We start from the raw sequence: 24,752 nt of genomic DNA, 5'->3' as shown, positions 1-24,752 counted from the left end.
CGGCACCGCCTTGCCCGTCCCGTTCTCTTCGTTGCGTGTTTCGAGGAACCACCGGTCGTCATGTCCAGCCACCGACCCTGTGACCGCCCTGCGGCGCGCCTGCATCGCCACCTGCTGACCACGACCGCGCTGACCTTGGCCCTCGGCTTCGCCGCGACGGGCTCGGCTTCGGCACAAGCCTACAATGCCGGTACCGGCGCCACGTCGGCCGGAACGAACGCGACCGCGATCGGCCCGAATGCGACGGCCGGCGGCGACGAGTCCTTCGCCGGCGGCTACAACGCGAGCTCGGCTGGCGCCGGTGCCGTGGCGATCGGGTCGGGCGCCTCCGCGCAGTCGGCGACGAACAACCAGGGCATCATCAATTACCGGGATGCCAGCGGCGTCGGCATCCCCGCGGCCGGGACCGGCGGCAACATCCAGAACGGCGCGAACGGCAGCACCACACCGCCCGGCGCCGGGGAGACCAGTGCCGGCGCCCAGCCGTCGGGCACGGCGATCGGCAAGAAGTCCACGGTCGGCGCCGCCGGCGGCGTGGCCGTCGGCTACCACAACTCGGCCGGCACCGGGACCTTCAACTCGACCGCGATCGGCGCGAACAACGACGCGGCCGGCTCCTACGGCGTCGCGATCGGTTATGCCAACCTCGCTACTGGCCGCTCGACCCTTTCGCTCGGGACGAACAACCAAGCGCTCGGCGACGTCGCCATCGCTCTGGGACGACAATCCTATGCGGTCGGCGACTTCTCGTTCGCCCAGGGGTTCATCGCCAGCGCCTACGGACAGGACGCGCTGGCGCTGGGCCGCCTCTCCGTCGCCGGTGAAACCGGGAGCAATCCGACGGCCAGCAACATCGCGATCGGCGACAACGCCAGGGCCGTCGGCGGCTCGGCGCTGGCGCTCGGCAGCGGAGCCTCGGCGACGAAGGCGCAGTCCGTGGCGCTCGGTGCCGGCTCGATGGCGCTGCGGGGCAGCCTCAGCGGCACCGAGGCCTACACCACCAACACCCTGTCCTCCGCCAACGGCGAAGTGTCGGTCGGCGCACAAGGGGCTGAGCGACAGATCACGAATGTCGCCGGAGGCCAGCAGGACACAGATGCCGTCAACGTCCGCCAGCTCCGTTCGGTCGGGAGCGGGGTCACCAAGAATGCGACAGCGCTCGGCGGCAGCTTCGGCAGCGACGGCACCTACACGCCGCCGAGCTACACCTACAACGGACGATCCTACGCCACCGTGCCCGGCGTCGTCGGCGCCCTCGACCAACTCGCATTGCGCTACGACACCGACGGGTCGGGCAACCGGCTGGCCAGCGTCGACCTGAGCCGCGCCGGGACCGTCGGCTCCGCGGTCCGCATCACCGGCCTCGCCCCGGGCAGCCTCGCCGCGGGCTCGACCGATGCTGTCAACGGCGACCAGCTCTACGCGCTGCGCCAGAGCATCGACGACGGCACCTTCGGCCTGGTGCGGCAGGACTCGACGAGCCGTGCGATCCGCGTCGCCGCCGCGACGGACGGGGCGCTCGTCGACTTCCGCAACAGTGCCGGCAGCGGCCGTGTGCTCCGCGGCGTCTCCTCCGGCGCCCTCTCGGCGGGCTCCGACGAAGCGGTCAACGGGGGCCAGCTCTATGCGACGAACCAGGCGGTCGCCGGCCTGTCGGCCGGATTGGCCAACGGCAGCGTCGGCCTCGTGAAGCAGGACGCCGCGACCCGCGGCCTGACCGTCGGCGCCGAGACCGACGGCACCACGGTGAGCTTCGCCGACCGCGACGGCACGGCCCGAACGCTCACCGGCGTCTCCGGCGGCCGGATCGCCCTGGGCTCCACCGACGCGGTCAGCGGCGGGCAGGTCTACGGGCTCTCCGCTTCGCTTGCGAGGAGCCTCGGCGGCGGGTCGAGCGTGGCTGCCGACGGCACAGTCACCGCCCCGAGCTACGCGATCCAAGGCGCGAGCTTCGGCGACGTCGGCTCCGCGCTCGGCAGCCTCGACGCCGCGGTGACCACCCTCAACACCGCCGGAAGCCGCTACGTCGCGGTGCGCAGCACCGGTGCCGCCGCCCAGGCCACCGCGACCGACAGCCTCGCCATCGGTCCGGCCTCGGTGGCGAGCGTCGAGGGCGGCGTCGCGCTCGGCGCCAACGCGATCGCCCGCCGCGCCGGGCTCTCGGGGGCTGCCGAGGCGTTCTCAGGGATCACGGTGGCCTCGACCGCGGGCGCGGTCTCGGTCGGCGCGGAGGGCGCGGAGCGGCAGATCGTCAACGTCGCCGGCGGCACCCAGGACACCGACGCGGTCAACCTGCGCCAGCTCCGCGCGGTCGGCGGCAACCTCGCCGGCGCCCTCGGCGGCGGAGCGGGTTTCGCCGCCGACGGCAGCTTCACCGGGCCGACCTACGCCCTCGGCGGCCGGTCCTATTCCGGCGTCGGCGACGCGCTCGCGGCGGTGGACGCGTTCGCGGTGAAGTACGACGTCGACCCGGCGACCGGCGGGCGCGGCCAGTCGATGACGCTGGCCGGCAGCGACCCGAACCAGCCGGTTCTGATCCGCAACGTCGCGGCCGGGGTGCAGCCCACTGATGCCGCCAACCTCGGGCAGGTGACGGCCCAGGTCGCGACCGCAAAGGCGCAGAGCTTTGCCTACACCGACCAGCGGGTGCAGGCGAGCTACGCCGCCGGCACCGCCTACACCGACGCCCGCGTCGCGCCGCTGGAGAAGCAGGCGAACGCCTTCGGCAGCCAGCTCGCCGGCCTTCAGAACGAGGTCGGGCAGGTCCGCCAGGAGGCGCGGCGCGGCGCGGCGATCGGCCTGGCGGCCGCCTCGCTCCGCTTCGACGACCGCCCGGGCAAGCTGAGCATGGCGGCCGGCGGCGGCGTCTGGCGCGGCGAGGGCGCGGCCTCGATGGGCATCGGCTACACGCTTCCCGACGGGTCCGCGCGGGTGAACGCCACCGGCGTCGCCGCCGGACGCGACTTCGGGATCGGCGCCGGCGCCAGCTTCACCCTCAACTGAGGCGGGCCGTGCGCACACAGGCCATCGCCGCCGTGGCCGGGCTCGGGATGCTGCTCGCGGCGCCCGCGCTCGCGGCCCCGGCCGGAGACGGCGCCCTCGGGCCGTTCGCGATGCGCGGCGCAGTCTCCACCGACGACGCGCCCCGCGCCCAGTTCGCGGCGCCGGCCTATCGCGTCCACCAGCCCGAGGGTGCGCCGCTTCCCGGCGAGGCGCCGGGCGACACCCGCCGGATGATCCAGGCCTTCGCGACCTGGACCCTGATCTGCGACGAGAACCTGCGCCGCCATCGCAGGGTCTGCAACGCCTCGCAATCGATCGTGGACGGCGACGGGGCCTTCGCTTTCAGCTGGTCGCTCGCGGCCACCAGCGCGGGGGCGCCGGTCTTCGTGGTGCGCGCGCCGGTGGGCGCATGGTCGGCTCGCACCGTGGGGCTGGCGTTCGGCGCGGCCGAGGAGACCGTGATCCGCCTGGAGAGCTGCAACGCCAGCCTCTGCCTCGGCTTCCTGGCGGTGGACGAGGCTCTTCGCCGGGCGATCGCCGCGCGCGCCTCCGTCCGCGTACGCTATCGCCGGAGCGAGACCGCCGCCCCCGTCGCCATCGCGACCTCCCTCGACGGCCTCGCTGGCGCGATCGCCAGCCTCAAGTAGCGCGTTTCGCCCGGATCAACCGGCGGCGCGGGCCAGGAACCCGCGCCAGCCGCCGTAGCGCCCGATCTCCTCGGCGCCGACGACGCCTTCGGCCTCGACCAAAAACCCCTTCGGGGCCGTGCCGTCGGAAAGGCGCAGGGTGCCGACGCCCAGCGGGCTCGGGATCGTCGAGACGAAGCGGCCAAAGGCCTCGGGCGGGAGCGCCCAGACCTCGGTCTCGATCGCCGTGCCCGTGCCGGCCGCCACCCGCAGCAGGCCCGGGCGATGCGGCGGGCCGCCGGGGAGCGCGTAGAAGCGGTAGTCCGGCGCCGTCGAGACGGCCCGCAGGAAGCGGGCGCCGAGGCCGGTCAGCTCGCCGTTGAGGGCCAGGCCCGACAGGTGCGCGCCGACCACCGCCAGCTCGATTGCGTCGCCCTGAGGCCCCTTCGGCGCGACCGCCTCCGGGACCGGCACGGCGCTCGCCCCGATCGGCACGCCGGACGCCGCGTGCAGGCGGGCGCCGATTGCCGCGATCAGCCCGTCGCGGCCGCGGGGCGCCAGCAGCGTCACCCCCGCGGGGAAGCCGTCCGCCCGGAAGCGGCCGGGCACGGCGAGCGCGCACCAGTCGAGCAGGTTGACGAAGTTGGTGTAGGTGCCGAGCTCGCTGTTCGGTCCGATCGGGTCGGCGGCGAGGTCGGCGACCGTCCGCGGACGCGGGAAGGTCGGCACGACGAGCACGTCGACCGCGTCCCAGACCGCGTCGGCCGCACGCCGCAGCTCGGCCAGGCGATAGAGCCCGCCGAAGGCGTCCGCCGCCGAGAAACCCTTCGCGTTCTCGATCACGGCCCGCGTCGTCGGATGCAGGATCTCGGGCCGCGTCTCGATCTCGTCGCGGATCGCCTGGTAGCGCTCGGCCACCCAGGGGCCGGTGTAGAGCAGGCGCGCGGTCGAAAACATCGGCGCGAAGTCCACCGGGCGCGCTGCGCCGACGAGGGCTTCGAGGTCGGAAAGGCTCGCCGCGAAGGCCGCCTCCGACAGGGCGTCTCCGGCGAAATCCAGCCCCTGCGCATCCGGCACGCCGAGGCGCAGGCCGGGCGGGATCGCCGACGGCGCCGGCAGCGGCAGCCGCCGGGAATACGCGTCGGCGAGGTCGTAGCCGGCCATGATCCGGAAGGCGGCGTCGGCGTCGGCCACGGTACCGGCGAAGACCGAGAGCGTGTCGAGCGTGCGGCAGGCCGGAACCATGCCGCGCGTCGAGACGCTGCCGAGCGACGGCTTCAGGCCGACGACGTTGTTCAGGGCCGCCGGCACCCGGCCCGAGCCCGCCGTGTCGGTGCCGAGCGCGAAGGCGACGAGGCCGCGGGCGACCGCCACCGCCGAGCCGCTGCTGGAGCCGCCCGGTACGTAGGCCGGATCGATCGCGTTGCGTGGCACCGGATAGGGTGTCCGTACCCCGACGAGGCCGGTGGCGAACTGGTCGAGGTTGGTCTTGCCGACGAGGATCGCGCCCGCCGCCAGAAGCTTTTCGACCGCGTGGGCGGTCTCGGTGGCGGTGTAGGCGAAGTCGGGGCACGCGGCCGTCGTCGCCATCCCGGCGACGTCGACGTTGTCCTTCACCGCGAACGGGATGCCCCAGAGCGGCTTGCTTGCCGGATCGAACGGGCCGAGCGCGGCCAAGGCCGCCGCGGCTTCGGGCTCCGGCACGAGGGCGAGGAAGATGCCGGGATCGTCGGCGTCCGCGACGCGGCGGTACACCTCCGCCAGGATCGCACGCGGGTCCTCTCCGGCGGCGTAGGCCGCGTGCAGGGCGGGGATCGTCGGGAACGGGGGCATGGCGCGTCTCGTCGGGTCGATCTGATGGGAAGGGGCCTCGTGTCGGGGCCTACAATCCGGCGAGCCGCGCGGCCGTGCGGCTGATGACGCCCTCGGGGTCGATCAGCGCGTCGAGCACGGTGAAGTGGTTGGCGCCCGGCACCGGGATCAGCGGCCCGTCCAGCCCCGCGGCGCCGCGGGCGGCGTGGTAGGCGTCCGATTGGCGGCGAAGTTCGAAAAGCTCGTCGCCGCCGTACATCACCGCGACGGGCGGCGTGCCCGGGCGGAGGTGGCGGACCGGCGAGAGCGTCTCGATCTCTTCGGTGGAGAGGGCCAGCGCGTCGTTCAGGGTCGTGCCGGCGATCGGCGCGAGGTCGAAGATGCCGCTGATCGCGAGGGCCGCGTCGGCCGCGTCGGCGACCGCGGCGGCCAGGTGCCCGCCGGCCGACCAGCCCGAGACCACGAGCCGGCGCCCGCCGCCCTCGGCCCGCAGCAGCGCCAGCGCGGCGCGGGCTTCCGCGACGATGTCCGTCAGGCGCGCCTCCGGCGCCAGGGTGTAGCCGACGAGCGCCACGTCGAGGCCGCGCGCCAGCGGCCCCTCGGCCATGCAGGAGAAGCCGCGCCGATCGTTGCGCTGCCAGTAGCCGCCGTGGACGAAGGCCAGCATCGGCGCGCTCGGCCGGCCGCAGCGGAACACGTCGATGCGCTGGCGCTCACCCTGCCCGTAGGCGAGGTCGAGCGCGTCGACTTGGGCCTCGCGGAACGCGGCGCTGCGCGTCCGCCAGCCGGCGACGATCGCGGCGCTGTCGGCCACCGCGCCGGAATTGTCGTAGGCCCGGCTCAAGTCCGCGCGGTCGAGGTCTCGCCAATCCATCGTCTCAGGCATCGTCGCCGGTCCCCAGGTACCAGTCGAGCAGCTCGCCGCCCTGCAGGAACACCACGTCCGGCCGGGCGAGCAGCGCGTCGAGCAGGCGTTCGAGCAGCCCGATGCGGTGGGGCACCCCGGTGATGTAGGGGTGGATGGCGAAGCTCATGATCTTCGCGCCCGACAGCGGCCCGTCGCCGACAGCTTCCCGGGCGAGGCGGTCGCACTGCGCCAGCGCCCGCTCCACGAACTCGTCGGCGCGATGATGCTGGATCGCGAGCAGCGGGATGTCGTTCAGCTCCACCGAATAGGGCATCGCCACCAGCGGCCCGTGCGCGGTAGCGATGCGCGCGGGCCGATCGTCGACCACGAAGTCGCCGACATATTCGATGCCTGCCGCCTTGAGGTGGTCTGGGGTGTCCAGCGTCTCGGTGAGGCCCGGCCCGAGCCAGCCTCGCGGCGCCGCGCCGGTGAGATCGCGGATCGCGGCGACGGTGCGGGCGATCATCCCGGGCTGGTCCTCGATCCGGTGGGTCGGAACCTGCTCGAAGCCGTGGGCCATGAACTCCCAGCCGGCTGCGTGCGCGGCGGCTGCGACCCGCGGATAGGCGGTGCAGACCGAGCCGTTGATCGACAGGGTCGGCCGGATGCCGCGCACTGCGAAAGCTTCGAGGAAGCGCCAGAAGCCGACGCGCATCCCGTATTCATGCCACGCCCAGTTGGGCACGTCCGGCAGCAGGGTGGCCGCGGTCGGGGGCACCAGGATCTGGCGCGGCATCGGATGGTCGATCAGCCAGTGCTCGACATTGACCACCGGCCAGACCGCGACGGCCTTGGCCCCGGGCAGTGCGAGGCGCGGCCGGTCGATCGCGGCACGATAGGCGAGGCGGTTTTCCGGCCGACGCCGGTCGGTGCGCGGAATTTCGCTCATGCGGCCTTCGGCGCGTGGTGGCTGTGGAGCTGAGCCGAGAGCATGCGGCGAACGTCGTTGAAGGCGGGGCTCGAGACGTCGCGGCGGCGGGGGAGGTCGACCGTGTGCACCGCCTCGATCCGGCCGGGGCCGGGGGACATCAGCACGATGCGGTCGGCGAGCACGATCGCCTCCTCGATGGCGTGCGTCACGAACAGCACCGTGAGGCCGGTTCGGCTCCAGAGCTCGAGCAATTCGTCCTGCAGCCGCTCGCGGGTCATCGCGTCCAGCGCCCCGAACGGCTCGTCCATCAGCACCACTTCGGCCTCGTTGGCGAGCACGCGGGCGATGGCCACGCGCTGCTTCATGCCGCCCGAGAGCTGGTGCGGGTAGGCGTCGGCGAATTGGCCCAGGCCGACGAGGTCGATGTAGCGCGCGGCTGTCTCGCGCACCTCCGCGGCGGGGCGGCCGCGCGAGTTCGGGCCGAAGCCGATGTTGTCGCGGACGGTCAACCACGGGAACAGGCCGTAATCCTGGAACACCATGCCCCGGCTCGGGCCGGGTCCGGGGATCGGCTTGCCCCACATCAGCGCTTCGCCGGCGGTGGTGGCCTCGAAGCCGGCCACGATCCGCAGCAGGGTGGACTTGCCGCAGCCCGACGCCCCGAGAAGGCAGACGAACTCGCCGCGCTGGACGGTGAGGTTGGCGCCGCGCAGGGCCTCGGTCCGGCGCCCCTGCGACAGGTAGGTCTTCGAGACGTCGCGGACATCGACGATCGGGATCGTTGGATCAGCCATCGGATTCAACCATGCGCGGGGCTCCACGAGAGCAGGCGGCGACCGATCTCCATGACGATCCGGTCGGAGATGAACCCGGCGACGCCGATCACCACCATGCCGCAGATGACGATCTCGGTGCGCGAGAGCTGGCGCGCCTCCATGATGATCGCGCCGAGGCCCGTCTGGACGCCGGTCATCTCGCCGACGACGATGACCACCCAGGCGAAGCCGAGGCCGAGGCGCAACCCGCTGAAGATCGATGGGAGGGCGGCGGGCAGAACCACGCGGGCGAACTGTGCCGGGCCGGTGCAGCCGAGCATGGCGGCGGCCTCGAACAGCCGGGGCTCGACCGCGCGCACGCCGAAGATCGTGTTGACGAGGATCGGGTAGAACGCTCCGAGGAACACCAGGAAGTAGGCTGAGCGCGGCCCGAGCCCGAACAGGATCATCGCCAGCGGCAGCCAGGCGGTGACGGGCACCGGCCGCAGGATCTGAAAGGTCGGGTCGAGGAGCGCCCGCATCAGCGGCACCCGGCCGATCAACAGCCCGAGCGGCAGGGCGGCTGCCGCCGCGAGCGCGAACCCGCCGAAGACGCGGGCGAGCGAAGCCGCGAGATGCGTCCACAGCGTGCCGCTGAACGCGTCGTCGTTGACGCCGCCGACGGCGAGGTCGCGCATCTCGGTCCAGACCTCGGCCGGCGGCGGGATCAGGCTGTAGGGTTTCCCGACCGTGGCGAGGTGCCAGACGAGGGCGAGCGCGAGGGGCAGGGCCAGCGCGAGGGCGGCGCCCTTGATGCGCTGCAGGATGTCCTTGGTGCGACGGCGTGGAACGCGGGTGCCCTCTCCGGTGCGGGAGAGGGGGAGCGCCGCGTCGCCCGCGGCGGCCACGTCCGCCTCCGTCGCCGTCGTCGCGCTCATGTCACGCGTCCCGCATCGCGTCGACGAACGTGGTGTCGACGAAGCCCGGCTCCGGCAGGCGCTTGATCTGCTTGAGGGCGAGCATGTGCCGGGCGTAGGCCTCGGCCTTCTTCACCTCGTCCGGGCCGAGCTTCCACGTCAGGTCGACGTTGGGAGCCGAGACCACCAAAGCCTCTCGCTTCTGGCCGAGCTTCATCACCGCCATGTCGATCATCGCGTCGCGGTTCTTGGCGGCGAACTCGGTGCCCTTGCGGTGGATTTCCAGCATGGTGCGGACGAGGTCGGGCTTGCCCGCGATCGTGTCGCGATGGGTGCCGAACACCATGTTGAGCGAGCCCATTTCGGTGCCGTAGGGGTACTCGACGAGCTGGCCGACGCCGCTCGACAGGCTGACGCCGGGGGCCGGCTCGGCGCCGACATAGGCGTCGATGTCGCCGCGCGCCAAGGCGATGTGCATCTCCGAGAACGAGATGCGCACCGGCACGATGTCCTTGATCGAGAGCCCCTCCATGCGCATGCGCTCGAGGGCGAACACCTCCTGCGTCGAGCCGGGCCACAGGGCGACGCGCTTGCCCCTGAGGTCCTTGACCGCGCGGACGTCGGAATCCTTCTTGGAGATGATCGCCATGCCGCCGTTGCAGGTCGAGGCGATCACCGTTAGCGGCTCGCCGGCGGCCGCGCCCAGGGTCGCCGAGGCGATGCCGAAGGTGCCGAAATCCACCGACTTGGTGACCACCGCGTTCTTGCACTCGGTCGGGCTCTCGAACGGGATCACCTCGACCACGTAGCCAGCCGGCGTAAAGCGCTCGTAGAAGTATGGCGCGATCGAATGGATCAGCTTGAGCGAGCCCATGCGGATCGTCACCGGCGCGGCGGCGCGGGCCACGAAGGGCGCCGAGACGAGCCCGGCCCCGAGGCCGGCAAGGAGGGTGCGGCGGGCGATCATGGCTTCACTCCGAGGCCGGCGAGGCGGGGAACGGCGACGGTACGAAGCGTAGATCCCCCTGCCGTTGCTAACGAGTGCTCAATCGGGATGGGGCTGTTGCGATTTCGGCAACAGGCGGTCTAGCTGGTTGGTATGGGCCGTCCGAAGCGCGCCCGAGGCGGGGATCTGCGATGAAGCACACCCGGACGCTGGCCTGCATCGCCGAAATCGCCCGCAGCGGCTCGATCCGCCGGGCGGCCGAGCGCCTCAACATCGCCCCCTCGGCGCTGACGCGCCAAGTCCAGGACATCGAGTACGAACTCGGCACGCCGATCTTCGAGCGGCTGGCGCAGGGGATGCGGCTCAACGCGGCCGGCGAGCTGCTGGTCCGGCACGTGCGCGACCAGCTCGCCGACCTCGAGCGTGTGCGCTCGCAGATCGCCGACCTCTCCGGGGTCCGGCGCGGGCACGTGGCGCTGGCCTGCAGCCAGGCCTTCGTCACGCAGGTGGTGCCGGAGGAGGTCCAGGCCTACCGCGAGCGGTTTCCGCAGGTCGGGTTCACGGTGCAGGTGCGCGACCACGTCCAGGCGGTGGCGGCGCTGACCGCCTTCGAGGCCGACCTAGCCCTGGTGTTGCAGCCGCCGCCCTCCGCCGACCTGCACGTGCTGTATTCCTGCCGCCAGCCGCTCTGCGCGCTGATGCGGGCCGGCCATCCCCTCGCCCGGGAGGCCGGGCCGGTGCGCCTGCGCGACTGCCTCGCCCATGCGATGGCCCTGCCCGACCGGTCGCTGGCGATCCGCCTACACCTGGAGCAGGCCCTGGCGCGGAAGGGCGTGCCGCTCGGGCCGGGGGTCGAGTCGAGCTCGCTCGAGTTCCTGCGCAACCTCGTTCTGCGCGAGGAGGCCGTGAGCCTCCAGGTGCCGAGCGGCATCCCCGACGACCCGCGCCTCGCCAGCCGCCAGATCGACGCGCGCGACCTCGACCCGATGGTGATGATCCTCGGGCAGCTGCGCGGGCGCCTGCTCTCCGTCGCGGCGGCGAAGTTCGCAGACCAGCTCACCCACAGCCTCGACCGGCGGCAGGCAGGCGCCTGAGGTACGGGAGCGAAACCGCGCCCGCCGACTTCTCCGTCCGTGCCAACCAGGACAGCGCCCCCATGAAGACCGATCGACGCCTGATCCACGCCAGCGAGAACGACGACCGCTGGTGGCTCCGCCGCGCGGACGGCGCCGAGGTCGCCATCCTGCACGAGCCGAACGCGTCGTCCGGCGGCCGCACCTCCGAGACCCCCGTCGGCGCCTTCCTGCGCGCCGGCGCCGGCGGCCCCGAGCACCGGGCGCTCCTCGACCTGATCGGCACTCTCGTCGACCAGCCCCCGGCCGCGCCGCCCGCCCCCGCCCCGGAGCCCGGCGCCGCCGCGGCCGAGCCGACGCCGGGAGAGGAGCTTTCGTAATCCGACGGGCCGCCGACCCATCGTCCAACCCACCACCACATCCTGAGGCGCCCGCTTCGCGTCCGCACCTCAGGGTGGGGTGATGGCGTGCGCCGTCCGCCTGCGAACCTTCGCCTTCAGCGCGCCTTCAGCACCATCCGGCACTCGGCCGGCAGGGCCGCCATGGTCATCGGCGGGCGTGGCTTCGGCTTGGTCTTCGGGGGGCGGGGGTGGAGGATCGCGTCGCTGAACCAGTAGGCGAGCTCCTCGCCGCAGCCGTCGCCGGGCGGCGGGGCGGCCTGGTCGCCGCAGGAATCCTGACCGCCCGGGCAGGCGAGGCGGATATGGTAGTGGTAATTGTGCCCGTACATCGGGCGCACCTTGCGCAGCCAGCCGCGGCTGCCGTCCGCCTCCCGGCACAGGGCCTTCTTGATCGCCGGGTTGACGAAGATGCGCGCCACCTCCGGCTGCTCGGCGGTGAGGCGGATCAGGCTCAGCCGCTCCGGCGTCCAGGTGTCGGGGTCGATGTCGAGGCGGTCGGGCCGCACCATGTCGGTGGCCGAGGTCTCCTCGCGCTCCGCCCGCGTCATGCGCCGGTCCGGCATCGGGGTGAGCCACACGTCGGCGTCGAGCCCGAGCTGGTGCGAGGCGTGGCCGGTGAGCATCGGACCGCCGCGCGGCTGCGACATGTCGCCGACGAGCAGGCCCGGCCAGCCGACCCGCGGCGCCTTGGCCGCCAGCCGCTCCAGGAAGTCGACGAGGTAGGGCGTGCCCCAGTTCCGGTTGCGCGACAGGCGCATCACCTGCCACGTCGCCCCGTCGATCGGCAGCGCCGCGCCGCCCGAGAAACAGCCCTTGGCGTAGGAGCCGTAGGCGTGGGCGGGGCCGGAGGCCGGGCCGGTCACCCGCCCGAACAGCGCCTTGGCCGGCGTCGAGGGCGCGTCGGGATTCTCCAGCGGCGGCAGGGGTTTGGGGTTGAGGGTCCCCTTGTCCTGTGCGTGGGCGGGCGAAGCGAGGGCCGACGAAAGGACGAGGGCGGCGGAGAGGGCGAGGCGGCGCGTGTGCATGCGGGTCTGTGTATCCGGTCCGGCGGTCGCCCGTCGAGGATCGGAACGTCGCCCGCCGCCGGGGCGTTTTTCGGGCAGGCCCGCCGTCGCGCGGGCCGAACGAACCGGAGGCCGCATCGTGACACCCACGCCGGATACCTCTGAACAGGCCCGCAGCCTGATCGCCCACGACCGCGTCGTCGGCACCGACGTGCGCCGGCCGGACGGCACCAAGGTCGGACGGATCGAGCGGCTGATGCTCGACAAGCGCTCGGGCCAGGTCGCCTACGCGGTGATGAGCTTCGGCGGCTTCCTCGGGCTCGGCGAGGGCTTCCATACGCTGCCCTGGGCGGTGCTCCGCTTCTCGCCCGAGCACGACGCCTACGTCGTCGACGTCACCGAGGCGCAACTGCGCGACGCCCCGCCGCGCTCGCCCGAGGGCACCGACCCGGCCGAAGACCACGCCTGGGAGGAGCGGGTCCACCGCTACTACAACGCGGCGCCGTATTGGGGCCTGTGACGCAAGGGCCGAGCGCCGCTATGCGGTCGGGCCGCACCAGCCGGGGAGGTAGCTCGTCTCGGACGCCTTGGCCAAGGCCATCGCCTCCTCCAGCGCCGCCGAAAAGTCGTTCTCGATGCGCTTGGCCTTGACGTGGCGACGGAGGTAGTCGGCCCAGAGGAACTCGCTGAACGGCGTCGTGTCCTTGGCGAAGCCCCCGGCCCGGCGCAGCTCTCCGGCCAGGCTCCGGTAGGGGTCGTCGGCGAGGTCCGCCATCGCCTTGGGGATATCCTTGAACCCGGCGCGCACGCCCTCGGCATCGTAGGGGTGCACCCACGATTTGTGGTCGCACACCGTCCAGAACGCGTCCTTGTCGAGGTGGTGCAGGTCCGCGACTATGGTCACGAGCACGCTCTCGACGCCCTCTTCCAGCAGGGCGCGGGACAAATGGTGGTGATCGATGACGTAGTGGTGCTTCTTCGGCCCGAGCAGCGTCGGCACCATGTGCGCCCCCAGGAAGGCGGCGCGCTTGTTGTCGTCATAGTCGCGCCAGCGCCGGCGCTTCTCGGCGACCTCCCGGTAGCCCACCGTCATCTGCGTCGGGCGCAGGTCCGCGATCGGGACGGGCGCCAGCACCGGCTCACGGTTGGCCATCGATTCGGTATTCCCACCGCCGAGCCTTCAGGCCCCCGCGGCGATCTGTCATGATTCCAGCCCACGCCGGAAGGCACGATCGGCGCCCCGCCGTTCACGGTTCCGATAGCCGCCCGCGGCCCTTCGACGGGCGGTTCTGCGACGAGCGGTTCTGCGAGGGCCGTCGGCCAAGCGGAGCTTAGGTCGAGATCGGGCTGTCCTTCCGGAGGTTCCGCAGGGCGCGGAACGGGAGCAGCAGGAATTTCACGAAGGCCCGGAGCGCGAGGAAGGCGGCGACCGAGACGACCAGGGCGATGGTTTTCAACAAGGGCTCGCGCACTCCATCTGAGGGAATCGAAGAGGGTCGTCGAGCGGGCTCGGCGGATCGCCGCCCGTGCAACCGCAGGACCGGCAGTCCGCGCCCCAAAGCCGGCAAGATTGTGGGTGTCGGGCGCGACATCGGCGCCCTGGCCTCCCGCCCGCGAACACGCCGGCCGGTTTGAAACGGGCGCCGCCCCGCAGGCGCTTGGCGGGCGATTCCAGCTCGGCCTTGCCAAATCCCTGCGACGATCTGTAATGATGGCAGGCCCTGTCCGATCCTCACGGGATCGTTCGTGCGTCGCGGCCCGCCATCGGGCGACGGCGTGCCCGCGGCGGCGACGATTCTCCGCCGTTGCGGCCCTGGACGGCCGGGGCTCTGCACACGCGACGGGTTTTGTCCCGGCGCATGGGTTATCATGGAATTCGCGGTCGCCTCGTCATCACGGGACGGTCGAGATGGTTTTCGCGAGGTCGGGAATACAGATGGACGGAGGCACAGCATCGATTGCCGTTGCCCGTGCCGTCAGCGTGCGCGATGCGCGTCGCGCCGATCCGTCCGTCCCCCCGATCAGGTTCAACCCCAGGCGCAGCGGAAGCGCGCGCCGAGCGGCGGTTGACGGCAATCCCTTCAGTTCAAGCCCCGCGGCCTCGGTTTCGAGGCCGGCGCGAGCCCTCTCCCTGACGGCCTTCAAGCCGGGCGAGGCTCCACCGGGACACGGGCCCAGGAGAGCGACGTCCGCCGCCATGTCGAAAGTTCGTCATGGCCAACAACAAGATGCTCATCGACGCGATGCATCCGGAAGAGACCCGGGTCGTCACGGTTCACGGTTCTAGGGTTGAGGAATTCGACTTCGAGGCGGCCAACCGGCGCCAGCTTCGCGGCAACATCTATCTCGCCAAGGTGACGCGCGTGGAGCCCTCGCTCCAGGCCGCCTTCGTCGAGTACGGCGGCAACCGCCACGGCTTCCTCGCCTTCTCAGAGATCCACCCCGACTACTACCAAATCCCGCTCGCCGACCGGCAGGCGCTGCTCGAGGACGAGGCGCGCGACGCGGAAGAGCACCGCGAGCGCGAGGAACGCCGCCGCAAGTCGCCGCGCAGCAACGGCCGCCGCGTCCGCGGGCGCCGGGCCGAGGCCTCCGCCGCCAAGCTCGACGAGACCGTGAGCGCCGAGGACGTCGCGCAGGAGCATGACGCGTCGCACGAGGCCGCCCGTGCGGACGGGCATGATGCCCCGGCCGGCGAAGCGCATCACGACGCGCAGTCCCACGACACGCAGGCCGCTGAGGCCCATGCCCACGAAGCCCATGCCGGCGACGATCACGTCGCCGAGGCGCATGTGGACCAGGACCGGCCCGAGGGCGCGATCGCGCCGGGCAGCGACGCCTCCGCCGTCTTGCCCGAGCCGGATGCCGACGAGCCTGCCGGCGAGGCGCATGAGCACGAGGCCCAGGACGGGGAGACCGCCGACGACGCCCCGCGCCCTGAGGCGATCGTCGCCGTGGCCCAGGGACTGACCGTCGCCGAGGCGCCGACGGCGTCCGAGGACGAATCCGACGAGGATGAAGACGAGGACGAGGACGACGATTCCGACGACGAGGACGAAGAGGACGGCGACGACGAGGAGTCCGACGAGGACGAGGGCGACGAGGATCCCGACGCCGAGCCGAAGATCTCGCAGGTCGGCGGCAACGGCGACGCGCTCGGCGAGCTGCCCGAGCGTCCGCGCAGCCACCGCCGCCACTACAAGATCCAGGAGGTGATCAAGCGCCGCCAGATCATCCTGGTCCAGGTCGTCAAGGAAGAGCGCGGCACCAAGGGCGCGGCGCTCACCACCTATCTGTCGCTCGCCGGCCGTTACTCGGTGCTGATGCCGAACACCGGCCGCGGCGGCGGGATCTCCCGCAAGATCACCTCGGCCGCCGACCGCAAGCGCCTCAAGGAGACCGCCCAGGCGCTGGAGGTGCCCGACGGCATGGGCGTGATCCTGCGCACGGCCGGCGCCTCGCGCACGATGCCGGAGATCAAGCGCGACTTCGAATACCTGATGCGTCTGTGGGAGAGCGTGCGCGCGCTGACCCTGTCCTCGACCGCGCCCGCTCTGGTCTACGAGGAGGGCTCGCTGATCAAGCGCGCGATCCGCGACCTCTACAACAAGGACCTCGACGAGGTGCTGGTCTCGGGTGAGGCGGCCTATGCCGAGGCGCGCGACTTCATGCGCATGCTGATGCCGCAATCCGCAAAGGTGGTGAAGCCCTACCGCGACGCAACGCCGATTTTCGCCCGCCACGGCGTCGAGCAGCAGCTCGACGCGATGTTCTCGACCCACGTGACGCTGAAGTCCGGCGGCTATCTCGTGATCAACCCGACCGAGGCCCTGGTCTCGATCGACGTGAACTCCGGTCGCTCGACCCGCGAGCACGACATCGAGGACACGGCGCTTCGCACCAACATGGAGGCGGCCGAGGAGGTCGCCCGCCAGCTACGCCTGCGCGACCTCGCCGGCCTCGTGGTGATCGACTTCATCGACATGGAGGAGAAGCGCAACAACCGCGCCGTCGAGAAGAAGCTCAACGACTGCCTGAAGAACGACCGCGCCCGCATCCAGGTCGGCCGCATTTCGCCCTTTGGCCTGATGGAGATGAGCCGCCAGCGCATCCGCACCGGCGTGCTCGAATCCTCGTCGGTGCCGTGCGTGCATTGCGGCGGCTCCGGCTTCGTGCGCGCCACCGCATCGGTCGCGCTGCACATCCTGCGGGCGATCGAGGAGGCGCTGCTCAAGTCGGCGAGCCACAACCTGATCCTGCGCACCCGCACCGAGGTGGCGCTGTACATCCTCAACCAGAAGCGCGGGCACCTGCACGAGCTCGAGATGCGCTTCGGCGTCACCGTGACCATCGCCGCCGACGAGCGGCTGGGGGCCACCACCGCCTACCAGCTGGATCGCGGCGAGCCGGCCCAGCGCGCCGAGGGTCCGATCACCGGAATCCGCGCCACCGCGATCTCGCCGACCTCCGAGATCGAGGAGGACGACACCTTCGAGGAGATCGAGGACGAAACCCTCGAGGACGCCGCCGGCCCGGAGGTCTTGGGCGAGACCGACGCCGAGGGCGACGAGGCCGACGACGGTCGCGAGGTTGGAGCCGAGCGTTCGGAGAAATCGGATGAGGGCGACGGCCAGCGCCGTCGCCGGCGCCGCCGGCGCAAGCGCGGCGGCGGTCGCTCCGAGGGCGGCGAGGCCGAGCGCGGCGCGGAGGCCGGTTCGGAGCAGGGCGACGGAGAAGGCGAGGGGTCGGCCGACGACGAGGCGGAGGGCGAACTCGCAGAAACCGGAGACCCCGAAGCCGTGGAGGCGCCGGCCCGGGAGGCCGCGCCGGCCGAGGGCGACGAGGATGCCGGCGGACGCCGCCGGCGCCGCGGACGTCGGGGCGGCCGCGGCCGCGCCGAGGGCCGCGGCCGGGATGGTGGCGACGCCGTCGCGTCCGAGGGGGCCGCGTCCGACTTCGACGCGTCGCAGGAGGCAGGCGGCGACCCGGTCGCCGAACTGCAGCCGGAGCAGCCGGTGAGCGCCGAGGCCGTCGAGGCGGCGATCGCCGCGGCGACGCCTCCCGCCGAGACCGCGATCGACCTGCCGGTGTCGAGCCCCGCCGAGACATCTTCCCCCGACGCCCCGGCGCCGTCGCCGGTTGCGACCGAAGCGGCCCCCGAGCCCATGGTCGAGCCGGCGTCCCCGGCGCCCGCTCCGGTGCGCGCGCCGGAGCCGGTGGCGGTGGTGCTCAGCGAGCCGTCCGATCCCGACCGGCCGAAGCGTGCCGGCTGGTGGTCGCGCACCAAGGCCGCGCTGACTGGCGAATGAACCGGCGCAAGGCCGGCTGAAACGAAGCCGGCCGACTGAGACGAGGCCCTGGGTTCCAACGAACCCAGGGCCTCGCTTCGCCGGCGACGGCAATGAGGTCTCCGAGACATCGGGTGCGGCGCAAATGACGATCTCGACATCACCGACGGATTGAAATCGCTCTGTTTGTGTACAAACGTGTGCGGTATAAACTCCGTATTGACCTATTCCATTCCAGGTTGCAGTCCTGTCCCAAGGAACGCAATCGATGTTGAGCTTCTTCCGCAAAGCCAGGATTGAAACGCCGGCCCTCTCGGTTGTGGCTCCCGGCGGTCTCGACTGCACCGCCGAGGCGCCCGAGCAGGCCATCAAGCCCGTCTCCGTGCCGCCCGCCGACCCCGAAGCGCTGCGCCTGCCCGGCCGCCTGTCGGCCGCGGCTTCGTCGGCCGGAACCTCGATCGGCTGGCTCACCCACGATTCCGCACAGGTCGCCGACCAGGCCCGCCTGATCGCGGCCGCGAGCGAGGAACTCGCCGCCTCGACCAGCGAGATCGCCGCCCGGTCGCAGACCTCGGCCGAGACGGCCGAGCGGGCCCGCGAGGGCATCGCGATCTGCGCTGGCGACATGCGCCGGGCCGGCGAGCGGATGCAGGAGATCCAGGCCGGCACGTCGGAGATCGGCGGGCGCCTCGACGGATTCGCCGCGGCTGCGCGTCGGATCGAAGAGATGGCGACCGCGATCGCCTCGATCTCGGCTCAGACCAACCTGCTCGCGCTCAACGCCACCATCGAGGCGGCGCGCGCCGGCGAGGCGGGCCGAGGCTTCGCCGTGGTCGCCGGCGAGGTGAAGGCGCTGTCGGGCCAGACCGCCCGGGCGACCGACGAGATCCGCGCGCGGCTTTCCGCGCTTCAGACCGAGCTGTCGGCCATGCACGCGGCCGTCGGCCACAGCCGGGCCGCGGTGGCGGCCGGCTCCGAGGTGATGGACCGCGCCAACGCCCGCGTCGAGGCCGAGAGCGCCGCGGTCGCCGAGGCGGCTTCCGAGATGCGGGCCCTGGCCGAGGTGATGGAGCAGCAGATCGCCGCCACCGGCGAGATCGCCTCCAACGTCGGCCGCATCGCCGCCGGCACAGAGAAGTCGCGCGGTGAGATCAAGGACGCGATCGGCGAGCTCGAGGCGCTCGAAGCGATGAGCCGCACCCTGCTCGACCGCTTGGACGGCGACCCCCTCGCCGTGGCCCTCGCCCGGCTGCCGGCCGACTGCGCCGCCTGGAAGCGCCGGCTCGCTTCGGTGCTGGTCGGCGTCGTGCCCCATACCGGCATGATGGCGATCGTCGCCGACCCGATCCTGCCCGCAAACGTCCGCGCCGGAGTCATCGCCGCCGCCGCCCAGGCGGCAGCGCTTTGCGCCGGCGTGAAGGTTCAGGATTGGGACGCCGCGACCGTCGCGTTCCAGGCCTTCGACGCGGCGACCGCGACGACCCTCGCAGCTGCAGCGGCCGCCGACGCGGCCGTCCTGGCAGCCTGAACGTATCAGGCGCCGGGTCGGACGAGCCTGAGCGGCATCACGCCAGCCAAGTGCGCAGGCGCCGCACCGCCTCCCGGCACTCGGCTTCCGAGCCGGCGAAGGAGAACCGGACGTGGTGGTGGCCGGCCTCCCGGTCGAAGTCGAGGCCGGGGGTGGCCGCCACGCCGGCCTCGTCGAGCATCCGCCGGCAGAAGGCGGAGGCGTCGTTGGTGAGGTTCGCCACATCCGCGTAAAGGTAGAAGGCGCCGTCCACGGGATGCGTGCGCCCGAGGCCGATTCCGGGGAACGCATCGAGCAGGATCGCGCGGTTGCGGGCGTAGCCGTCGCGCACGGCGTCGAGCTCCTCGGTGGCATCGAAGGCCGCCAGCGCGCCGATCTGCGAGAGGTAGGGCGCCGAGATGTAGAGGTGCTGCGCCAGCCGCTCGATCGGGCGCACGAGGGCGTCGGGCACCACCATCCAGCCGACCCGCCAGCCGGTCATGCAATGGTACTTCGAGAACGAGTTGATGACGATCGCATCCGAGTCGAACCGGAGCGCGGTCGTCGTCGGCACGCCGTAGCCGAGGCCGTGATAGATCTCGTCGGAGACGAAGGGTAGGCCGAGCGCCCGCGCCGCCGCGCAGAGTTCGGCGAGCGCCGCCTCACCGATCACCGTGCCGGAGGGGTTGGCCGGGCTCATCACCAGCACGCCGGACAGGGCATGTGCCGCATGCGTCGCCTGAAGCAGCGCGGCGGTCGGGGCGTAGCGGTCGGCGGCGCTCAGGCGCATCGGCACCGGCACCAGGTCGAGGGCCGAGAGGATGTTGTGATAGGCCGGATAGCCCGGCTGCGGCACGCCGACCCGGGCGCCGGCGTCGAACAGGCTCAGGAAGGCCAGGATGAAGCCGGCGGACGAACCGGTGGTCACCACCACACGCTCCGGCGGCACCGCGACCCCGTGGCGTTCGCGGTAATCCTGCGCGATGCGCTCGCGCAGGGCCGGCAGCCCCAGGGCCTCGGTGTAGGGCACGCGGCCGCCTTCCAGCGCCCGCTGCGCGGCGGCGATCACCGCCCGAGGCGCCGGCGCCGAGGGCTGGCCGACCTCCATCCGCACCACGTCCTCCCCGGCCCGCGCCTTTGTGGCGGCGGCGACCATCACGTCCATGGCGAGGAAGGGCGCGACGGCGGCGGCACGGCGGGAGATCGGGATCATCCGACGCTTATACGCGGGCCGCGGCCGCCGGTCAGCCCTCGAACGGCCCGCAGGACCTGTCGCCGTGGCGCTACGCCTTGAAGCGTTCGCGGAGCACGGCGTTGGCCCGCGCCTGCCAGCCCTGCCCGCTAGCGCGCATCGCCGCGATCACGTCGCCGTCGAGGCGCAACGTCACCTGCCGCTTCGGAGCCTCGGATTTCGGACGCCCACGCCCGCGGCGCGCGATGTCGTGGCCCGAGCCGGGCACTGCGCGCGCCATCATGGCGTCGGTAATCTTGGGAATCTCGTCATACTCGCTCGCCTGGATCACGTGGGCATCGAGCCGCGCAAGGTCCGTTTGCCCGATGCCGTCAGCGGAGGGCGGGACCATATTTCTTTTGCTCACGGTCATTGGCCTTCCTCATCGAAAAGACATGCTCGTCGTCGCCACGCAGGGTCCAGCCGACCACGACCATCCGGCTCGCGAGCGTCCCGATCGTGATGATGCGCGTCGCGCCATAATCCTGGCGATCGTCTTCGAAGCTGACGCAGGAGCCGGCGAGGACGGTCGCGGCAGCTGCGAAATCGAGGGCTCGCTCACGGAGCGTCCAATCTCGCTTCGCGGGATCGAAGGTGATCGCCATAATATTTGTAGCGCCATCAAATGCGGCCGGCGATGACGAAACGGCGCGCCGACGATTCGGGAGCATCGCCCGGATCGCCCAACATCCTCAATGCCCAACGAACCCCGCCGCCATGTTCACGGCGAGGGCCAGCACGCCGGTGTTAAACAGGTAGGCGTAGACCGTCTGCACCGTCGCGATGCGGCGCATGCGCTTGCTGGTGATGTTGGTGTCCGAGGTCGCCGCCGCCGCGCCGATGGTGACGGTGAAGTACAGGAAGTCCCAGAAGTCCGGGTCCTCGTCGCCGTGGAAGTCGAGGCCGCCGCGGCGTTCGCCCGGCGCGTCGTCGCCGTAGTAGACGTGGGCGTAGTGGACCGAGAAGACGAGCTGCACGAAGGACCAGGTGCACAGCACCGTCGCGCCGGCGAGCGTCAGGTCGAAGACCTTGCCCGCCCCGCTCGCCTTGCCGCCGAGCACCAACACGCCGACCGCGGCGAAGCTCGCCGCGGCCGCGAGCAGGGTGAACACGGTGACCAGGGCCGCGCTGTCGTCGAGGCGCGAGGCCTGCAGGCGCAGGGCGTCACGGGACTGCCCGGTCGATTGGCGGACGATCAGAACGGCGTAGGCCACGATCCCGGCGCACCAGCCTGCGAGCAGGCGCGTGACGAGGTCCGGCCCCGGGACCAGCAGCGCGCAGGCGGCCATGATGCCGAAGGCCGCGAGCAGGCGCGGGCGGAGCCGGAAGGCCCGGAGGGGATCGATCATCGACGTGACGCCTCGCAGGAGAAATGACGCATCGTGCAAAACCGGATTCGATCCGGGGATTTGACCCGCCGCCGTGAAAACGCCTAACCCGATCGATACCGGATCGACCATGCCCCGGCTCGGCCTGCCCGCCGCGCCCGCCCAGCGAGGACGTATGCTTCTCCCCCGTTTGCTCTCGGCCTCCTGCCTCGCGGCGATGCTGTCCCTGCCCCTCGCCCTGCCCCTCGCCCTCGCGGGCCCGGCGCTGGCGCAGACCGCGCCGGCCGCGCCCTTCACCGACGCGCAGCGCGCCGGCATAGAGGCGATCGTCAAGGACTACCTGATCAAGAACCCGGACGTGCTGCAGGAGGCGATCGCCGAGGGCGAGAAGCGCCAGGTCGAGACCCAGCGCCTCGCCCAGGCCGCGGCCCTCAAGGAATCGCAGAAGGCGCTGCTCGACAGCCCGCACGACGTGGTCGCCGGAAACCCGGCCGGCGACGTCACGATGATCGAGTTCTTCGACTACAATTGCGGCTATTGCCGCAAGGCTCTGGGCGACGTGCAGGCGCTGATCAAGGCCGACCCGAAGCTGCGGGTGGTGATCAAGGACTTCCCGGTGCTCGGCCCGGAATCGCAGGAGGCCAGCCAGATCGCGCTTGCCGCCAAGCAGCAGCTCAAGGGCGACAAGCTGTTCGAGTTCCACCAGAAGCTGCTCGAGTCCAAGGGCCGCGTGAACGGCGCCAAGGCCCTCGACGTCGCCAAGGCGATGGGCCTCGACATGGCCAAGCTGCAGAAGGACGCGCAAGGGCCCGAGGTGAAGGCCGCACTCACCGAGAACCGGGGCCTGGGCGACAAGCTCGGCCTCTCGGGCACCCCGGCCTTCATCATCGGCGACGAGATCATCCCCGGCGCGGTCGGCGTCGAGCCGATCCGCAAGACCATCGCCGACGTCCGCCAGTGCGGTCACGCCTCCTGCTGACGCGCGACGGGGTGTCGCGAACGCGCGCCTTCGTCTAAGACCGGCGCCTTCGCGGGATCGGGGTCCGCGGCCGCGCCGGCGGAACGGCGCAGGCGCGGCCGCCATCCGCCATCCCAGGTTCAGTCCCCAGAAGACAGGCCCGATGTCCAAGCACGACCCCATCGATGCCGATCTCGTCCGCGAGCTCGCCAACCTCGTCACCGAGACCGGCTTGTCCGAGATCGAGGTCGAGAAGGGGGATCTCCGCATCCGCGTCGTCCGCCGGATCGAGCCGGTGAACGTCCAGGTCGCCGCGCCGGCGGCCATGGCGCTCCCGGCGGCACCCCAGCCGCTTCCTGCCGGCCCCGGCGCCGTGCCCGAGCGTGGCAAGACCCATCCCGGCGCCGTGCCCTCGCCGATGGTCGGCACCGCGTACCTGCGCCCCTCGCCCGAGGCGAAGGCCTTCGTCGAGGTCGGCTCCAGGGTCGAGGTCGGCGACAAGCTGCTCCTGATCGAGGCGATGAAGACCTTCAACGAGATCGTCGCGCCCCGCGCCGGCACGGTGGCCGCGGTCTTCGTCGAGGACGGGCAGCCGGTCGAGTACGGCGAAGCCCTCCTCGTCATCGAGTAGCCGAGCGCGGAGGAGCCGAGGGCGTTCGTCAGCCCGCCATCCGCGCCGCCGTCGGCGAAGGCCCCGCTCTCGTCACGCGAACCGCGCACACTTCGCTGGAAAACGCCCCTGCCATGTTCGACAAGATCCTGATCGCCAACCGCGGCGAGATCGCGCTTCGCATCCTCCGGGCGTCGAAGGAGCTCGGCATCAAGACCGTGGCGGTGCACTCGACCGCCGACGCCGACGCGATGCACGTGCGGCTGGCCGACGAGAGCGTCTGCATCGGCCCGCCCGCCGCCCGCGACAGCTACCTCAACATCCCCTCGATCATCGCGGCTTGCGAGATCACCGGTGCCGACGCGGTCCATCCCGGCTACGGCTTCCTCTCAGAGAATGCGCGCTTCGCCGAGGTGCTGGCCCATCACGAGATCGGCTTCATCGGCCCGAAGGCCGAGCACATCCGGATCATGGGCGACAAGATCGAAGCCAAGCGCACCGCGCTCAAGCTCGGCATTCCCTGCGTGCCCGGCTCCGACGGCGGCATCGAGGACCCGGTGGAGGCCAAGCGGGTCGCCGCCGAGATCGGCTACCCGGTGCTGGTCAAGGCGGCGGCCGGCGGCGGCGGGCGCGGCATGAAGGTGGCGCGCTCGGAAGGCGAGCTGGAGCAGGCGCTGGGCATGGCCCGCTCCGAGGCCAAGGCGGCCTTCGGCGACGACGCGGTCTACCTGGAGAAGTACCTCACCAAGCCGCGCCACATCGAGGTGCAGGTGCTCGGCGACGGCCGTGGCGGCGCGGTGCATCTGGCCGAGCGCGACTGCTCGCTGCAGCGTCGCCACCAGAAGGTCTGGGAGGAGGGCGGCTCGCCCGCGCTCAATGCCGAGATGCGGGGCGAGATCGGCGAGATCTGCGCCGACGCGATGCGCAAGCTCGGCTACCTCGGCGCCGGCACCGTCGAGTTCCTTTATGAAGACGGGCGGTTCTACTTCATCGAGATGAACACGCGCATCCAGGTCGAGCACCCGGTCACCGAGATGATCACCGGTATCGACCTCGTGATCGAGCAGATCCGGGTCGCGGCCGGCGGCGCCCTGTCGGTGACGCAGGACGACATCCGGGTCGAGGGCCACGCCATCGAGTGCCGGATCAACGCCGAGCATCCGGCGACCTTCCGGCCCTCGCCCGGCCTGATCACCTACTACCACCCGCCCGGCGGCCTCGGCGTCCGCGTCGACTCGGCCGCCTTCCAGGGCTACCGCGTGCCGCCGAACTACGACTCGCTGATCGGCAAGCTCATCGTCCACGGCCGCACCCGCAACGAGTGCCTGATGCGCCTGCGCCGGGCGCTGGACGAGTTCGTCATCGACGGCGTCGACACCACGCTGCCGCTATTCCGCACCCTCGTGCGCAACGCCGACGTCCAGAACGGCGCCTACGACATTCACTGGCTGGAGCAATTCCTGGAAGCCGGCGGCCTCGACGCCTGAGCAGGCGACGAAGCGAGACCGGAACCGA

Annotated in this window: 24 protein-coding genes; 10 read left to right on the top strand and 14 right to left on the bottom strand. The window is 71.8% G+C overall.

Annotated elements, in window-relative coordinates:
- Positions 1 to 60: 60 nt before the first annotated feature.
- Positions 61 to 3,003 (top strand): YadA-like family protein, encoded by a 2,943-nt coding sequence (locus FV234_RS06160; protein ID WP_187273596.1) that lies wholly within the window; start codon positions 61 to 63, stop codon positions 3,001 to 3,003.
- An 8-nt stretch (positions 3,004 to 3,011) separates the two neighbouring features.
- On the top strand, positions 3,012 to 3,650 hold the full coding sequence (locus FV234_RS06155) for an invasion associated locus B family protein (protein ID WP_147828399.1): 639 nt from the start codon (positions 3,012 to 3,014) through the stop codon (positions 3,648 to 3,650).
- A gap of 15 nt (positions 3,651 to 3,665) precedes the next feature.
- On the opposite strand, the gene atzF is transcribed toward FV234_RS06155, so the two are convergent.
- The 6 genes from atzF to FV234_RS06125 are packed head-to-tail and all read right to left on the bottom strand — an operon-like array spanning position 3,666 to position 9,858.
- Positions 3,666 to 5,462: an allophanate hydrolase gene (gene atzF / locus FV234_RS06150; protein ID WP_147828398.1), complete on the bottom strand. Its 1,797-nt coding sequence runs from the start codon at positions 5,460 to 5,462 to the stop codon at positions 3,666 to 3,668.
- 49 nt (positions 5,463 to 5,511) lie between these two features.
- Positions 5,512 to 6,315: an alpha/beta hydrolase fold domain-containing protein gene (locus FV234_RS06145; protein WP_246686125.1), complete on the bottom strand. Its 804-nt coding sequence runs from the start codon at positions 6,313 to 6,315 to the stop codon at positions 5,512 to 5,514.
- Between the two features lie 4 nt (positions 6,316 to 6,319).
- Positions 6,320 to 7,237 carry a polysaccharide deacetylase family protein gene (locus FV234_RS06140; protein WP_147828396.1) on the bottom strand — a complete coding sequence of 306 codons (918 nt, stop codon included), beginning with the start codon at positions 7,235 to 7,237 and terminating at the stop codon, positions 6,320 to 6,322.
- On the bottom strand, positions 7,234 to 8,013 hold the full coding sequence (locus FV234_RS06135; protein ID WP_147828395.1) for an ABC transporter ATP-binding protein: 780 nt from the start codon (positions 8,011 to 8,013) through the stop codon (positions 7,234 to 7,236). The genes FV234_RS06140 and FV234_RS06135 overlap by 4 nt, the downstream gene beginning before the upstream one ends.
- A 5-nt stretch (positions 8,014 to 8,018) precedes the next feature.
- Complete coding sequence (locus FV234_RS06130; RefSeq protein WP_147828394.1) at positions 8,019 to 8,912, bottom strand: ABC transporter permease; 894 nt, start codon at positions 8,910 to 8,912, stop codon at positions 8,019 to 8,021.
- A gap of 1 nt (position 8,913) precedes the next feature.
- Positions 8,914 to 9,858, bottom strand: a complete 945-nt coding sequence (locus FV234_RS06125) for an NrtA/SsuA/CpmA family ABC transporter substrate-binding protein (RefSeq protein ID WP_147761689.1) — start codon at positions 9,856 to 9,858, stop codon at positions 8,914 to 8,916.
- Between the two features lie 170 nt (positions 9,859 to 10,028).
- Here FV234_RS06125 and FV234_RS06120 point away from each other — a divergent pair, with 170 nt between their 5' ends.
- Both FV234_RS06120 and FV234_RS06115 read left to right on the top strand, forming a co-directional pair.
- Positions 10,029 to 10,931 (top strand): LysR family transcriptional regulator, encoded by a 903-nt coding sequence (locus tag FV234_RS06120; RefSeq protein WP_147828393.1) that lies wholly within the window; start codon positions 10,029 to 10,031, stop codon positions 10,929 to 10,931.
- 62 nt (positions 10,932 to 10,993) lie between these two features.
- Positions 10,994 to 11,290: a hypothetical protein gene (locus FV234_RS06115; protein WP_147828392.1), complete on the top strand. Its 297-nt coding sequence runs from the start codon at positions 10,994 to 10,996 to the stop codon at positions 11,288 to 11,290.
- Positions 11,291 to 11,406: 116 nt separating this feature from the next.
- Here FV234_RS06115 and mepA read toward each other — a convergent pair whose 3' ends face one another.
- Positions 11,407 to 12,336 carry a penicillin-insensitive murein endopeptidase gene (mepA, locus tag FV234_RS06110; protein WP_147828391.1) on the bottom strand — a complete coding sequence of 310 codons (930 nt, stop codon included), beginning with the start codon at positions 12,334 to 12,336 and terminating at the stop codon, positions 11,407 to 11,409.
- A 118-nt stretch (positions 12,337 to 12,454) separates the two neighbouring features.
- Here mepA and FV234_RS06105 point away from each other — a divergent pair, with 118 nt between their 5' ends.
- Positions 12,455 to 12,835, top strand: a complete 381-nt coding sequence (locus FV234_RS06105) for a PRC-barrel domain-containing protein (RefSeq protein WP_238272234.1) — start codon at positions 12,455 to 12,457, stop codon at positions 12,833 to 12,835.
- Between the two features lie 18 nt (positions 12,836 to 12,853).
- Here the strand turns inward: FV234_RS06105 and FV234_RS06100 are convergent, their stop codons facing one another.
- The 3 genes from FV234_RS06100 to FV234_RS06095 all read right to left on the bottom strand — a co-directional run bounded on the left by FV234_RS06100 (position 12,854) and on the right by FV234_RS06095 (position 14,460).
- Complete coding sequence (locus FV234_RS06100; RefSeq protein ID WP_147828389.1) at positions 12,854 to 13,468, bottom strand: ParB-like protein; 615 nt, start codon at positions 13,466 to 13,468, stop codon at positions 12,854 to 12,856.
- 178 nt (positions 13,469 to 13,646) lie between these two features.
- Complete coding sequence (locus FV234_RS26915; protein ID WP_281406900.1) at positions 13,647 to 13,775, bottom strand: hypothetical protein; 129 nt, start codon at positions 13,773 to 13,775, stop codon at positions 13,647 to 13,649.
- A gap of 433 nt (positions 13,776 to 14,208) precedes the next feature.
- A complete protein-coding gene (locus FV234_RS06095) occupies positions 14,209 to 14,460 on the bottom strand; it encodes a hypothetical protein (RefSeq protein ID WP_147828388.1) in 252 nt (83 codons plus the stop codon).
- A gap of 68 nt (positions 14,461 to 14,528) precedes the next feature.
- Here FV234_RS06095 and FV234_RS06090 point away from each other — a divergent pair, with 68 nt between their 5' ends.
- Positions 14,529 to 17,624 carry a ribonuclease E/G gene (locus FV234_RS06090; protein WP_147828387.1) on the top strand — a complete coding sequence of 1,032 codons (3,096 nt, stop codon included), beginning with the start codon at positions 14,529 to 14,531 and terminating at the stop codon, positions 17,622 to 17,624.
- Between the two features lie 247 nt (positions 17,625 to 17,871).
- A complete protein-coding gene (locus tag FV234_RS06085) occupies positions 17,872 to 19,131 on the top strand; it encodes a methyl-accepting chemotaxis protein (protein WP_147761697.1) in 1,260 nt (419 codons plus the stop codon).
- A 37-nt stretch (positions 19,132 to 19,168) separates the two neighbouring features.
- On the opposite strand, the gene FV234_RS06080 is transcribed toward FV234_RS06085, so the two are convergent.
- From FV234_RS06080 to FV234_RS06065, 4 genes are all read right to left on the bottom strand, one after another.
- Positions 19,169 to 20,323: an aminotransferase class I/II-fold pyridoxal phosphate-dependent enzyme gene (locus tag FV234_RS06080; protein WP_147828386.1), complete on the bottom strand. Its 1,155-nt coding sequence runs from the start codon at positions 20,321 to 20,323 to the stop codon at positions 19,169 to 19,171.
- A gap of 70 nt (positions 20,324 to 20,393) precedes the next feature.
- Positions 20,394 to 20,708, bottom strand: coding sequence for a BrnA antitoxin family protein (locus FV234_RS06075; protein ID WP_246686124.1), 315 nt, complete (start codon positions 20,706 to 20,708; stop codon positions 20,394 to 20,396).
- On the bottom strand, positions 20,674 to 20,946 hold the full coding sequence (locus FV234_RS06070; RefSeq protein ID WP_147761720.1) for a BrnT family toxin: 273 nt from the start codon (positions 20,944 to 20,946) through the stop codon (positions 20,674 to 20,676). The genes FV234_RS06075 and FV234_RS06070 overlap by 35 nt, the downstream gene beginning before the upstream one ends.
- Positions 20,947 to 21,033: 87 nt before the next feature.
- The gene (locus FV234_RS06065) at positions 21,034 to 21,690 is read right to left on the bottom strand and encodes a DUF1345 domain-containing protein (protein WP_147761700.1); all 657 of its coding nucleotides are present in this window, start codon (positions 21,688 to 21,690) and stop codon (positions 21,034 to 21,036) included.
- A 196-nt stretch (positions 21,691 to 21,886) separates the two neighbouring features.
- Between FV234_RS06065 and FV234_RS06060 the strand changes: the two genes are divergently transcribed.
- The 3 genes from FV234_RS06060 to accC all read left to right on the top strand — a co-directional run bounded on the left by FV234_RS06060 (position 21,887) and on the right by accC (position 24,724).
- Positions 21,887 to 22,648 (top strand): DsbA family protein, encoded by a 762-nt coding sequence (locus FV234_RS06060; RefSeq protein WP_147814846.1) that lies wholly within the window; start codon positions 21,887 to 21,889, stop codon positions 22,646 to 22,648.
- Positions 22,649 to 22,790: 142 nt separating this feature from the next.
- On the top strand, positions 22,791 to 23,258 hold the full coding sequence (gene accB / locus FV234_RS06055) for an acetyl-CoA carboxylase biotin carboxyl carrier protein (protein WP_147763823.1): 468 nt from the start codon (positions 22,791 to 22,793) through the stop codon (positions 23,256 to 23,258).
- A 113-nt stretch (positions 23,259 to 23,371) separates the two neighbouring features.
- Entirely contained in the window at positions 23,372 to 24,724 is a 1,353-nt protein-coding gene (gene accC, locus FV234_RS06050; protein WP_147828384.1) for an acetyl-CoA carboxylase biotin carboxylase subunit, read from the top strand.
- Positions 24,725 to 24,752 lie beyond the last annotated feature (28 nt).

This window comes from Methylobacterium sp. WL8, from assembly GCF_008040045.1.
GTDB classification, from domain to species: Bacteria; Pseudomonadota; Alphaproteobacteria; order Rhizobiales; family Beijerinckiaceae; genus Methylobacterium; species Methylobacterium cerastii.
The sequence above is the reverse complement of the archived record's forward strand: the minus strand, read 5'-3'. Positions and strand labels throughout refer to the sequence as shown.